Annotated in this window: 12 protein-coding genes; 3 read left to right on the forward strand and 9 right to left on the reverse strand. The window is 70.4% G+C overall.

The window, feature by feature from the left end:
• Positions 1 to 18: 18 nt before the first annotated feature.
• Complete coding sequence (locus tag AB0B28_RS16225) at positions 19 to 927, forward strand: NAD(P)/FAD-dependent oxidoreductase (RefSeq protein ID WP_360121528.1); 909 nt, start codon at positions 19 to 21, stop codon at positions 925 to 927.
• A 3-nt stretch (positions 928 to 930) separates the two neighbouring features.
• Positions 931 to 2,172 carry an MFS transporter gene (locus tag AB0B28_RS16230; RefSeq protein ID WP_360121530.1) on the forward strand — a complete coding sequence of 414 codons (1,242 nt, stop codon included), beginning with the start codon at positions 931 to 933 and terminating at the stop codon, positions 2,170 to 2,172.
• Between the two features lie 2 nt (positions 2,173 to 2,174).
• Here the strand turns inward: AB0B28_RS16230 and AB0B28_RS16235 are convergent, their stop codons facing one another.
• The 7 genes from AB0B28_RS16235 to AB0B28_RS16265 form a co-directional block, all read right to left on the reverse strand.
• On the reverse strand, positions 2,175 to 2,936 hold the full coding sequence (locus AB0B28_RS16235) for a type III pantothenate kinase (protein ID WP_360121531.1): 762 nt from the start codon (positions 2,934 to 2,936) through the stop codon (positions 2,175 to 2,177).
• Between the two features lie 3 nt (positions 2,937 to 2,939).
• Positions 2,940 to 3,839, reverse strand: coding sequence for a carboxylating nicotinate-nucleotide diphosphorylase (gene nadC, locus AB0B28_RS16240; RefSeq protein ID WP_360121533.1), 900 nt, complete (start codon positions 3,837 to 3,839; stop codon positions 2,940 to 2,942).
• Entirely contained in the window at positions 3,836 to 5,587 is a 1,752-nt protein-coding gene (locus tag AB0B28_RS16245) for an L-aspartate oxidase (protein WP_360121535.1), read from the reverse strand. Before AB0B28_RS16245 ends, nadC begins: the two co-directional genes overlap by 4 nt.
• 166 nt (positions 5,588 to 5,753) lie before the next feature.
• The gene (locus AB0B28_RS16250) at positions 5,754 to 7,232 is read right to left on the reverse strand and encodes a peptidase S10 (protein ID WP_360121537.1); all 1,479 of its coding nucleotides are present in this window, start codon (positions 7,230 to 7,232) and stop codon (positions 5,754 to 5,756) included.
• 11 nt (positions 7,233 to 7,243) lie between these two features.
• Complete coding sequence (panD, locus tag AB0B28_RS16255; RefSeq protein WP_360121539.1) at positions 7,244 to 7,666, reverse strand: aspartate 1-decarboxylase; 423 nt, start codon at positions 7,664 to 7,666, stop codon at positions 7,244 to 7,246.
• The gene (gene panC, locus AB0B28_RS16260) at positions 7,663 to 8,490 is read right to left on the reverse strand and encodes a pantoate--beta-alanine ligase (RefSeq protein ID WP_360121541.1); all 828 of its coding nucleotides are present in this window, start codon (positions 8,488 to 8,490) and stop codon (positions 7,663 to 7,665) included. Before panC ends, panD begins: the two co-directional genes overlap by 4 nt.
• Positions 8,487 to 9,392: a DUF2520 domain-containing protein gene (locus tag AB0B28_RS16265; RefSeq protein WP_360121543.1), complete on the reverse strand. Its 906-nt coding sequence runs from the start codon at positions 9,390 to 9,392 to the stop codon at positions 8,487 to 8,489. The genes panC and AB0B28_RS16265 overlap by 4 nt, the downstream gene beginning before the upstream one ends.
• A gap of 127 nt (positions 9,393 to 9,519) precedes the next feature.
• On the opposite strand from AB0B28_RS16265, the gene AB0B28_RS16270 reads away from it, so the two are divergent.
• Positions 9,520 to 10,449, forward strand: coding sequence for an SAM-dependent methyltransferase (locus tag AB0B28_RS16270; protein WP_360121545.1), 930 nt, complete (start codon positions 9,520 to 9,522; stop codon positions 10,447 to 10,449).
• On the opposite strand, the gene AB0B28_RS16275 is transcribed toward AB0B28_RS16270, so the two are convergent.
• Positions 10,446 to 11,294 carry a hypothetical protein gene (locus AB0B28_RS16275; protein WP_360121547.1) on the reverse strand — a complete coding sequence of 283 codons (849 nt, stop codon included), beginning with the start codon at positions 11,292 to 11,294 and terminating at the stop codon, positions 10,446 to 10,448. The two genes, AB0B28_RS16270 and AB0B28_RS16275, sit on opposite strands and share 4 nt — an antisense overlap.
• A gap of 89 nt (positions 11,295 to 11,383) precedes the next feature.
• The gene (locus AB0B28_RS16280) at positions 11,384 to 12,319 is read right to left on the reverse strand and encodes an AraC family transcriptional regulator (RefSeq protein ID WP_360121549.1); all 936 of its coding nucleotides are present in this window, start codon (positions 12,317 to 12,319) and stop codon (positions 11,384 to 11,386) included.
• Positions 12,320 to 12,362: the final 43 nt, after the last annotated feature.

Raw genomic sequence — 12,362 nt, forward strand, 5'->3', positions numbered from 1 at the left:
ACACAGACGGGAACGACAATGGCTGACGATCACGACTACGACATCATCATCGCCGGAGCTGGCGCCGCGGGCCTGTCCGCGGCACTCATGCTCGGCCGCTCCAAGAGCCGGGTGCTGGTGATCTCCCAGAAGCGGCGGCGGAACTCGACCGCCGCCAAGGTCAACAACGTCCCGTTCGCACACGGCGAAAGCCCCGAAGCGGTGTACACCAAGATGGAGCGTGACGCGGCCGAGGCCGGGGCGCAGTTCGTCTGGGACACCATCGACGCCGTCTCGGCCGACGACGACCGCGTCACCGTGGAAACGGTCCACAATGGTGTCTACACGGCTCGAAGACTGCTGCTCGCCACCGGCCGCGTCGATCGCCTGCCATCCTGGCTGCCCTCGGGCATCTGGGGACGGACCGCGTTCGACTGCCCGTACTGCCACACCTTCGAGAACGACGGCAAGGACTTCGCGGTCATAGGCAACGAGGGACCCAACGCCGTGGTCATGGCCCGGCTTGCCCAGGCCTACGCGCGGAGCATGACGGTGATCGTGCAGTCGCCCGAGGCGGTCAAAGCCCATCCGCGGGCGGCCGACCTTCTCCAAGCCGATGGCGCCCGGATCGTGATCGACGAAGTCGAGCGAGCCGACGTCCTCGAATCGGGGAGACTGCGACTGCGCACCCGCGGCGATGTCCTGCATGAGGCTGACGTCCTCCTGCTCACCGAAGTACCGCAGCCGGATCACCGGTTCACCGCACAATTGGGCCTGGAACTCAACCAGGCCGGATACCCGGCGACCGACCTCAATGGACGCACCTCGCATCCACGGGTCTACAGCGCGGGCAACGCGCTCGGCTCCGCGTACTACATGTGGACAGGAGCCGCCGCGAGCGGCCTCAACGCGGCCAGGGCGATCTGGGAAGACAAGGTACTGAAGTAGCAGATGAAACGGCTCCTCTCCCCGGCGCACCAACTCGTCCTCGGCCGAACCACCGCCGCGTTGGCGTTCGGGCTCATCCCCACCACACTCATCCTGGCGGTCGCACGCGCCACCGGCTCCGCACTCGACATCGGACTGGTGCTCGCGTGCGAGCTCGTCCCGATGGTGGTGCTGCTGCCCGTATCAGGCGTAGTCGCCGACCGGTTCTCGCCGCAGCGCGTCATCCTCGCTGCGGACCTGCTCCGTTGCGCGGCGCAGTTCGCCATCGCGTGCGAGTTCCTGGCCGGGCGGTTCCACATCGTCGACCTGTCGATACTCGCGGCCGCCACCGGCATCGGCATGGCCTTCGGCATGCCCGCCGGGCGTCGCCTCGTCGCGGGTACGATCGCACCCGAAGACCGGCTCCGCGTCAACTCCCGGCTGTCGGTCGCGACAGCCATGGCGCAGCTCGTCGGCCCCGCGATCGCGGGGACACTGGTGCTGGGCGTGGGAGCGGGATGGGCGTCGATGGCGACCGCCGCCCTGTTCGCCTTCTCCGCACTCACACTCGGCCGCATTCCCGCGATCCGGGCCACCGGCCCCGCCGGACGCGCTTCGATCCTCACCGACCTGCGTGAAGGATGGACCGAAGTCCGTCGTCACCGCTGGTTTCTCGCCAGCGTCCAGGGCCACGGCGTGCGGCACCTGACCGCAGGCTTCCTCTTCGCCCTCGGCCCCCTGATCGCAATCGAGCGGCACGGCGACGACTCGGCGTGGGTGTTCATCGCCCAAGCCGGCGTCATCGGCACCGTCCTGGGCGGCTTCGCCGCGCGCCGCGTCACGTTCGGCAATCCACTCGTGGTGTGCGCCATCGGGTCGGCGTGCTACGCGCTCCCGCTGACGGCACTGGCACTGCCGTCTCCCGTGGCGGTTATCGCCGTCGCGTTCTTCCTTGCCGCGCTCGGCACCGGCATGATGACACCCTTGTGGGACACCACCTTGCAGCTTCGCGTCCCCGAATCGGCACTGGGCCGGGTGGGTTCGTACGACATCCTCATCTCACTGGCGTCGCGACCGCTCGGGCTGGCGGTCGCGGCGCCGCTCGCGGCCTGGATCGGCACGACCACGGTGCTGCTCACCGGTGCGGCGCTGGTCGCCGCCGCCAACCTAGCCGCCCTCACGGTGCCGAGTGTCCGAAAGCGACCAGAGGAGCCGCCGAGCGAAACGGCATCACCGCAGGTGGCGAAGGCGGGCGCTCGCCCTTAGCGTCAAATGTTGCGGTCCCAGATCATTCTCAGGCCGTGGAGGGTGAGGTTGGGTTCGTAGTGGGTGACCGTTTCGCATTGTTCGATCACGACGGGGGCGAGGCCGCCGGTGGCGACCACTGCTGTTGGGATGGTGCCGAGTTCGGTGGTGATGCGGCGGACGAGGCCGTCGACTTGGGCGGCGGTGCCGTAGACCATGCCGGACTGGAGGCATTCGACGGTGTTCTTGCCGATGACGCTGCGGGGCTTGACGAGCGGGATCTTGAGGAGGTTCGCCGCGCGGGAGGCCAGGGCGTCGATGGAGATCTCGATGCCGGGGGCGAAGGCGCCGCCGAGGAAGTCACCGGTCTCGGAGATCACGTCGATGTTGGTGGAGGTCCCGAAGTCCACTGTGATGCAAGGGCCGCCGTAGAGGTGGAATGCGGCGTATGTGTTCGCGATGCGGTCGGGCCCGGCCTCGCGCGGGTTGTCGATGCTCAGGCGCACACCGGTCTTGATGCCCGGGGCGATCTGCACGAGGCGGGCGTGCGGGTAGTAGCGCTGGACCATTTTGGACACTTCGGCGCCCTGCTGGGGCACCGTGGAGGACAGGGCGATCCCGGTGAGGTCGACGCCGTCGCCGTCGAGGAGGGCCCGGAAGGTCAGGCCCAGCTCGTCGGCGGTGGCGTGCGGGTCGGTGCGGATTCGCCATGAGTGCTTGAGGGTCTCGCCCTCGAAGACGGCGAGCACCGTGTTGGTGTTCCCGATGTCGACGCACAGCAGCACGTTCTACTCCTCGAAGTCGAGTCCGATGTCCAGAATGGGCGAGGAGTGGGTGAGGGCACCCACCGAGAGGTAGTCGACCCCGGTGGCCGCGTAGTCGACTGCGGTGTCGAGGGTGATGCGGCCGGTGGCCTCCAGTTCGGCGCGGTCGCCGACCGCTTCGACCACTTCGGTCAGTTCCTTCGGGCTCATGTTGTCGCACAGCAGGAACAGCGCGCCGGCCGCGACGGCTTCGAGCGCCTCGTCCACGGTCTCGACCTCGACTTGGATGTCGATCTCCGGTTCGGCCGAGCGGACGGCGGCGAAGGCCTCGCTGATCGACCCGGCCGCTTCCTTGTGGTTGTCCTTGATCATGGCCACGTCGTACAGGCCCATGCGCTTGTTGTCGCCGCCCCCGGCGCGCACGGCGTACTTCTCGAACCCGCGCAGGCCCGGCGTGGTCTTGCGGGTGTCGAGCACCGTGGTGTGCCAGTCGGCCAGCACGTCGGCGAAGCGGCGGGTGTGGGTGGCCACGCCGCACATGCGGCACAACAGGTTCAGGGCGGTGCGCTCGGCCGCGAGGAGGGAGCGGGTCGGACCGGAGACGCGGGCGAGCACCTGCCCCGCGCGGATGCGCGCGCCTTCCTTTGCGAGGTAGGTGAACTCGACGTCGCCGGGCATGGCGTGGAAGACCGCGTGCGCCACCGGGAGTCCGGCGAGCAGTCCGTCGCCTCGAGCCGTGACGGCCACAGTGGACGTGTGCTCGGGGCCGAAGATCGACTCCGAGGTCACGTCGCGCCGGGAGTGGGAGAGGTCTTCGTCGAGGTAGTCCTGGACGGCGACGTACACGTCCTCGGGGTCGAGGCGGCATTCGAGCAGGCGCGCGTCCAGGTCAGCCCCTCCAGGGGCTTCGGCGAATCGGCTCATGCGATGGGCTCCCAGGTGGTTTCGAGCTCCCCGTCGGAGCTGATGGCGAGTAGGAGGTGCCCGAGCCAGGCCTCGTCGGCGTCCGGGTGGTCCTCGCGCCAGTGGCTGCCTCGGGTCTCGCGCCGCCGGTGGGCGGCGGCGGTGACGGCGGCGGCCACGGTGAGCAGGTTGGTCGCCTCCCATGTGGCCGGTCGCGGCCTTCCGGACACATTGTCCCCCAACGCCGTCAGCGATGCTGCGGTGGCCTCCAGTGACGCTTCGGAGCGGAGCACCCCGGCTCCGGAGGTCATGGCCTCCTGGAGCGGGGCGCGGGCGGTCGTGGAGCACACGTCGCCTTCGCCGCCGGGCAGTTCGGGGAGCCCGGGGCTGGGCTTGCGCTCGGCGAGGTCGTCGGCGATGCGCTGGGCGAACACGAGCGCTTCGAGCAGCGAGTTGGACGCGAGCCGGTTCGCGCCGTGCAGGCCCGTGCACGCGGCCTCGCCCGCGGCGTAGAGGCCGGGGACGCTGGTGCGGCCGTGGAGGTCGGTGCGCACGCCGCCCGAGGAGTAGTGGGCGGCGGGCGCGACGGGGATGAGGTCGGCGACGGGGTCGATGCCCAGGGCCCGGCAGGAGGCGGTGATCGTCGGGAAGCGGTGTTCGAGCATGTCGCGGCCGAGGTGGCGGGCGTCGAGCCACATGTGCGGCTTGCCTTCGGCGATCATCCGGGAGGTGATGGCCTTGGCGACCACGTCGCGAGGGGCGAGTTCGGCGAGCTCGTGGCGCCCGAACATGAACCGGTCGCCGGAGAAGTCGACGAGGTGCGCGCCCTCGCCTCGGAGCGCCTCGGAGATGAGCGGCTGCTGGTCGGTCTGGAGCGCGGCCGGACCGGACTGTCGTACCCCGGCGGTACCTTTAGTGTTCGCATCGGAACTCAGCGCTGCCGGGGTGCCGGGCACGTACAGGGAAGTGGGGTGGAACTGGACGAATTCGAGATCGGTGACGATCGCGCCCGCGCGCAGTGCGAGGGCCACGCCGTCGCCGATGGACACCGACGGGTTGGTCGTGGACTGGAAGATCTGTCCGAGCCCGCCGGTGGCGAGGACGACCGCGCGGGCCTCGACGCCGCCCACGCCGTGCTCGACGCCTTCGCCGAGCACGTGGAGGCTGACGCCCGCGGTGTGGCCGTTCGCGTCGGTGAGCAGGTCGAGGACCATGGCGTGCTCGATGATGCGGATCCACGGGTCGCGCAGCACGGCCGCGTGCAGTGCGCGCTGGATCTCCGCGCCGGTGGCGTCGCCGCCCGCGTGGATGATGCGGCGGGCGCGGTGGCCGCCTTCGCGGGTGAGCTGGAGCGAGCCGTCGGGGTGCCGGTCGAACTCGGTGCCGAGGTGGATGAGGTCGCTGACGCGGGCCGGGCCTTCGGTGACGGTGACGTCCACGGCCGCGGGGTCGCAGAGGCCGACACCGGCGATCTGGGTGTCGCGGGCGTGCGCTTCGGGGGTGTCGACGGGGTCGAGGACGGCCGCGACGCCGCCTTGGGCCCAGCGGGTGGAGCCGTCGTCGATCTTGACCTTGGTGACCACGGTGACGTGGAATCCGGCCCGGCGCAGGTTGAGCGCGCAGGTGAGCCCGGCGACGCCGGAGCCGATGACGCACACGTCGGTGGTCTCGGTCCAGGACGGGGCCTCGGCCCGCAGGCGTCTGGGCAGACGCGGCAGTCGTGGCAGTGCGCCTGCCGCCGGCGGCGGTGACGTGAACGCGGTCGGCACGTGCCGTGACCCTTCTAGCGACGGCCGCCGAGCGGCGGCCCTGGTAGTGGCTGCGGGCGGCTAAGCCGCCCGCAGCAACGGTACTGCTTCCGCAGGCGCAGAGCGCACGAGTTGTGAGGCATAGAGCGCCGCACACGAGGCCCCGGACGCGCCGAGCGCTACGCCTCTAGCCGCGCCTCGACGCGCGCCTTACAAACTCAGACAGGTCCGCGGACTGGCGCAGGCGCGATTCCTCGTGGACGTACATCATGTGGCCGGCCGGGTAGGACTTCGTCTCGATCCGGGCGCGGTCTTCGCGCGGGATTTCGAGCTGGTCGAGGGTGTACTCGATGGCCTCGATCGGGACGCCGCCGTCGTAGCGGCCCATCGCGACGTGGACCTCCAGGAACGGGTTGAGGCGCATGACGTTGCCGAGCTTGCCGATCACGTCGACGGCCTCGCCCTCGAACTCCTTGTACGACCACGGGTGCACCGCGCGCGAGATCCGCTCGTAGACGTGCTCGTTCTCGTATTCGAGCTCGGAGCGCAGGTAGTACTGGAGCGCGGCCGTGTAGGGCCCGTCGGTGCCGACCAGGAACGGGTCGTAGGGCATCTGCTCGCGGTTGTACCGGTCGGTCGGGCCGGTGAAGCGGGTGTCGAGGCGGCCGGTGACCAGGCGCTTGTGGCGCAGCAGTTCGGCGTAGTAGCGGGTGTGCTCCAGGCGCAGGTTGGCCTGGTCGACGTACTCCTCGCTGACCCCGGCGAGCGAGGCGATCTTGGCGACCGCCGCGGCGCGCTCCTCGGGCGTGAGGTTCTGGCCCTTGGCGAGGACGGCGCGGTACTCGTCGGCGTAGGCGCGGGCCTCGGCGACCAGGTCGTCGAGCTCGCGGTCGGGGTGGAGCCCGTGGTAGTGGGCGGTGGCCGCGTACGTCGGCAGGAACAGCGGGTTCGGCAGGTCGGAGCGCGTGGTGTGGTAGAGCGTCTCCATGTTGAACGCCGGGGCGATGAACATGACCCCGTTGAGCGCCATGCCGAACCGGGTCTGGAGGTACTCGGCGATGCCCGCGCCGCGGGTGCCGCCGTAGGACTCGCCGATGAGGAACTTCGGGGAGAGCCAGCGGTTGTTGCGGGTCGTCCACAGCCGGATGATCTCCGAGATGGACTCGATGTCCTTGGTGAAGCCGTGGTACTCGCCGGCCTTCTCGCCCTCGACGGCCCGCGACCAGCCGGTCGAGACCGGGTCGATGAACACCAGGTCGGTGTCCCTCAGCAGGGTCTCCTCGTTGTCGAGGAGGCCGAACGGCGGCGGGGTGAGCTGCCCGGCGTCGCCGGAGTCGACGCGGCGGGGGCCGAGCAGGCCCATGTGCAGCCAGATCGAGGCCGAGCCGGGGCCGCCGTTGAACGCGAACGTGACGGGGCGCTCGGTGGCCTCGGCGTCGTCGAGGGTGTACCAGGTGATGGAGACCTCGGCCTTGGCCTTGCGGCCGTTGAACTTCTCGTCCTCGGTGACCTCCTCGTGGAGGACGATGCGGCCGGTGGTGGCGGTGTAGGCGAGGTCGCCCAGGGTGTGGTGGGTGGTCTTGAGGTCGTCCGAGGGCGTGGGCTTGTCGGCCTTCTTGCTCTCGTCGGCGCCGTTGCCGGCGGCCTCGTGCTTCTCTTCGCTCATGAGTCTGTAACTTACCGGTCGGCAAGTGGGGATGCCACCGCGTCACCGGCGGTCCCGGGGGCCGGGTTGGCGGTGTCGTCGTTGACCTCGATGATCTCGTTGCGCTCGTTCACATGGACGACCGTGGGGGTGAACGCCCGCGCCTCGGCGTCCTCCATCTGCGCGTATGAGATGAGGATCACAAGGTCGCCGGGGGCGACGAGGCGGGCGGCGGCCCCGTTGATGCCGATGACGCCCGACCCGCGCTGCCCGGCGATCGTGTACGTCTCCAGGCGGGCGCCGTTGGTGATGTCGACGATGGCGACCTGCTCGCCGTCGAGGATGTCGGCGGCGTCGAGCAGGTCGGCGTCGACGGTCACCGACCCGACGTAGTGCAGGTCGGCCTGCGTGACGGTGGCGCGGTGGATCTTGGACTTGAACATGGTGCGGATCATCGGGCTTCTCCAATGACGATGGGGGCGTTGTCGATCAGGCGGGTCGTGCCCGCCTTCGCGGCGATGAGCAGCCTCGCCGGTCCCCGCTGGGGGGCCGGGCCGAAGTCGCTCGCCCGGACGGCGACGTAGTCGACGTCCAGACCGGGCTCGGCCGCGAGGGTTCGCCTCGCGGCGGCGAGCGGATCGGGTGAGGCCTGGGCGGCCTCGATCGCGGCGGGGATCGCCAGAGCGGCGGCCCGCTCGGCGGCAGAGAGGAACACGTTGCGGCTCGAACGGGCCAGGCCGTCCGCTTCCCGGTCGGTGGGCACGGCCACGATCTCGATGCCCATGTCCAGGTCGCGGACCATGCGGCGGACCATCGCGAGCTGCTGGAAGTCCTTCTCCCCGAAGCAGGCCGCGTCGGGCCGCGTGAGGTGAAACAGCTTCGAGACCACCGTGAGCACCCCGGTGAAGAACCCGGGCCGCGACGCGCCCTCGAGCAGCTCACCGTCGGGCCCGGCGTGCACCGAGGTCAGGCCCTCGCGGCCCTCGGGGTACATCTCGGCCACGCTCGGCGCGAACACCAGGTCTGCGCCCTCGGACTCGCACATCGCCACGTCGGCGTCGAGCGTGCGCGGATATTTGTCGAGGTCCTCGTTCGGGCGGAACTGGAGCGGGTTGACGAACACCGTGACGATCACCGAGTCGGCGATCTCCTTGGCGCGCTTGAGGTTCGCGCGGTGGCCGTCGTGCAGCGCCCCCATCGTGGGGACCACCGCGACGCGCCCGGCCAGGGCCGTGCGGGCCTTGGCCAAGTCGGCCTTGGTGTGGACGAGCAAGGTCACGGCGTCTCCTTCGCTTCGGGGTGGGCCAGGACGTCGAGGAGCCCCTCCGCGTCGGCGCTGCCCAGGCGCCCGGAGGCCAGCGCCCGCTCGGCGGTGCGGCGGGCCATGACCCGGTACGTGGCGGCGAGGTCGGTGCCGGCCAGGGCCTGGAGGTGGCGGGCCACGGTCCCGGCGTCGCCGCGCGAGACCGGGCCGGTCAGGGCCGCGTCGCCGTGGCGCAGGGCGTTCTCCAGCGACGCGGTGACCAGGGGTCCCAAGAGTCGCTGCGGGCCCGCGACACCGATGGCCTTGAGCTGGTCGGCGGCGTCGTTGACGAGGGTCGTCAAGTGATTGGCGGCGTAGACGAGCGCGGCGTGGTAGCGGGCCCGGTCGGCCTCGTCGACGTGCTCGGGCTCGCCTTCGAGTTCGAGGGCGAGCGCCTCGCCCACGAAGCGGGCCTCGGCCTCACCGGTGACGGCCCAGGAGATGCCCGCGAGGCGCTCCAAGTCCTCGTCGCGGCCGGTGAAGGTCATCGCGGGGGCGAGGGCGATCGTGAGCGCCCCGGCCTCGCGGGCCGGGCGCAGGACGTCGACGCCGAGCGCACCGGAGGTGTGGACGAGGATCTGACCGGGCCGGACCGGCAGCGAGGCCGCCAGGGGCGCGATGGCGTCGTCGGGGACGGCCAGGAGCAGGAGCTCGGACGCGGCGGCCACGTCCGGCGGGGAGAGGATCTCGGCCCCCGGCAGGAGGCGGGCGGCCCTGGCGCGGGAGTCGGCGGATACGGCCGAAGCGGCCACGACCCGGTGGCCGGCGCGGGTGAGGGCCGCTCCGACGACGGAGCCGACCCTGCCTGCGGACACGACGCCGACGGCGAGGCGGGACGCGGGACGCTTCGGTGCGCCGCTGCGCTGGTGCTGATCCATGATGCTGATCCAGTCCTTCGGGAGGTACCGGTCGTTGCTTACGCGTTAATTGTGCGTCGCCGGACTGTCAACGCCAGCCTGGGAGCCCGCGAGTGGTGTTTCTCACCCTGGGTCTAGGGTCGCTTGCATGTCGGGGTTCGAGCGATGGGGCGCGGCGACCGAGCGGGCCCTGTACGGGCGCGCCGGTTTCTACCGCCGCGAAACGCCCGCGAGCCACTTCACGACCAGCGCCCGGACCCCCGTGTTCGCCGAGGCCATTGCCCGCGTGGCCGACGAGGTGGACGAGCGGCTCGGCCGCCCCGAGGGCTTCACCGTGGTCGACGTCGGGGCCGGAGGCGGCGACCTCCTCGCCGACCTGGCCGGGCTCCTCGACCGCCGGATCAGCCTCGTCGGCGTCGAACTGCGCCCCCGGCCCGCGGGCCTGCCCGAGCGCATCGCGTGGCGGCCCGAGCCGCCCGACCGGGTGAGCGGCCTCATCGTGGCCTGCGAACTGCTCGACAACGTCCCGTGCGACGTGGCGGTCCTCGACCCCGAAGGCCGCGCCCGCTACGAAGAGGTCGACGCTGAGGGCCGCACCCGCCTCGGCGAGACCCTCGAAGCCGAGGACGAGCAGTGGATCGACAAATGGTGGCCCCTCACCGTCCCCGGCGACCGGGCCGAGATCGGCCGCACCCGCGACGCGGCCTGGGCCGACCTCACCGCCCGCCTCGACCGCGGCACCGCACTCGCGGTCGACTACGGCCACACCAGATCCGACCGCCCCCAAGGCGGCACCCTCACCGGCTTCGCGCACGGCCGCCAGACCGAGCCGATCCCAGACGGGGCCCGCGACGTCACCGCCCACGTGGCCGTCGACGCCATCGCCTGCGACTCATTCCAGCGCCAGCGAGACGCCTTGCACGCCTTGGGATTCACCGCCACCCGCCCCCCGATGGCCCTGGCCTACCGCAACCCCACCGCCTACGCGCTCGCCCTCGCCAAGACCACGGCCACCGCCCGCCTCACCGACCCCGCGGGCCTGGGCGGCCACTGGTGGCTGCGCACCGACCGGCCTTAGAAGAGCTCGTCGACGCTCTCGACAGATGGCGCCCGCATCACCCAGGCCTCAAGCATTTCAAGGTCGGTGCACGACTCGATCCGCCTGCGGTCCTCGTCACTGACGAAAACGCCCCGCATGTCGAGGAACTTCAGAATGATCCGCGCTTCGGCCTTCGCAGCGCTCTGCTGGGCAAGCTGTGATCCGAATTCGTACTGCATGGTCTGCATTATCTTCCTCCAGAAGTCCTGTGCGCAACCTGCGAGCCCGACCTCGATGAGGTCGGCCCAGACTGCGCCTTGTTCGGGTTGGACGGTGTCGAGCGCCTGAGCAAGTGGCCCGAGCGCTTTCTCGATGTCAGGGTTGAGGCGGTGGGTGAGTGCCGAAAATACCGCGAAGGCCACGTCCTCGACCGCATCCTCGACCTCTGTGACGAACGGGACGTTGTCGGGGCCGGCCACCAGCGGGCTCACCGTCACAGACGGAAACGCGGCCAGCCCGAGCCGGAAGGGACCGCGGGCCCAGCGGGCGGTCGCGGCGCTCGGCGTAGTGACCAGCAGCGTGGCAGGGAGGTCGTATCTGCTCTCCAGATAGCTGAGGTAGTACGCCCAGCTACGAATCTTCGCCGGCTCCTCACGGTTTTGGGCCTCGACCACCAGAAGGTGCGGACCGGAGGGCGTTTCCGCTCTGATAACCGTGTCAGGTCGACGCACCAGCGGCCTGATCTCGGTGAGGTCGGTGTCGACGACTTCGTATTCGACGATGTCGGGGAAGTCGACGTCGCAGACCCGTTGCACAGTGTCGGCGAACAGGTTCGGGCTCTCGCGGAATATCTGATGCAGTGCCTCATGGGGGAGTTTCACCATGAGGCGAGGTTAAGAAGGACCCCGCCCCCGATCGAGGGAATGACGCGCCGAGTCGCGTCTGCTGTACGCGACATCACTTGCGGCCGTGATCAGACCGTGGCGAGCGCGCGGGACTCCTCCCGGAACGCGGTCGGGCTCTTTCCCTTGCGGCGCTTGAACGCGTTGCTGAAACCGAACTGGTCGGCGTACCCGACCGTCCGGGCGATCTGGGCGATGGTCAGGTCGGGGTCGGCGAGCAGTTCCTCGGCGAGCTCCATGCGCCGCTCGGTGAGGTAGGCCAGGGGCGGCTCGCCCATGATCTCGTTGAAGCGCTTGGCGAGCAGGGCGCGGGAGACACCGGCGCTGGCGGCGAGGTCGGCGACGGTCCAGGGGTCGGCGGGTCGATTGTGGATGGCCTCGAGGGCCGGTCCGGCGACGGGGTCGGTGAAGCCGCGATACCAGGCGGGGGCGCGGCCGCCTTCGGCGTCGAACCAGGTGCGGAGGGTGCAGACCAGGCCCCAGTCGAAGAGCCGGTCGATGAACGCCTGGGTGCCCGGACGCCGAGAGTCCATTTCGGACGCACACACGTCGAGCCAGGAGCTGACGTCGGCCGCGTCGTCGACCACGATGACGCGCGGCAGAGCCCGTAGGAGCCGTTCGTGGCGGCGGCCGGAGGCGCGGTAGGCGCCGACGAACATCGAGGTCGCGGAGCCTTCGCCGCCGGGCGGGAGCGGGTTGTACTCGGCGCCGCAGGCTTCGAGGTCGAAGCAGGTGAGCCAGTAGTCCAGGTGCGGGCGCTCCAGCGAGGCGGGCTCGTCGGCCATCCGAAACGGCTCCTGACTGTTCACCACAACGGTCTGACCTGCGACGACGTGCGTCTCAGAACCATCAGGGAAGATCAGGGAGGCCCGGCCGCGCGCCACGGTGATCATGGTGAGCGGGGCGCGGTCGTCGAAGCGGACCACCCAGGGGGCCTTGAGAAGCGCGTCGCCGAGGATGGCGCCTTCGGCGCGGATGCCTGCGAGAAGTTCACTGAGCGGATCCATGCCGCAATGGTAGACGATGACGCATGGATCAGAGCGCCACAGC

It is taken from the genome of Glycomyces sp. NPDC046736 (assembly GCF_040645615.1).
In the GTDB taxonomy this organism is placed as follows: domain Bacteria; phylum Actinomycetota; class Actinomycetes; order Mycobacteriales; family Micromonosporaceae; genus Glycomyces.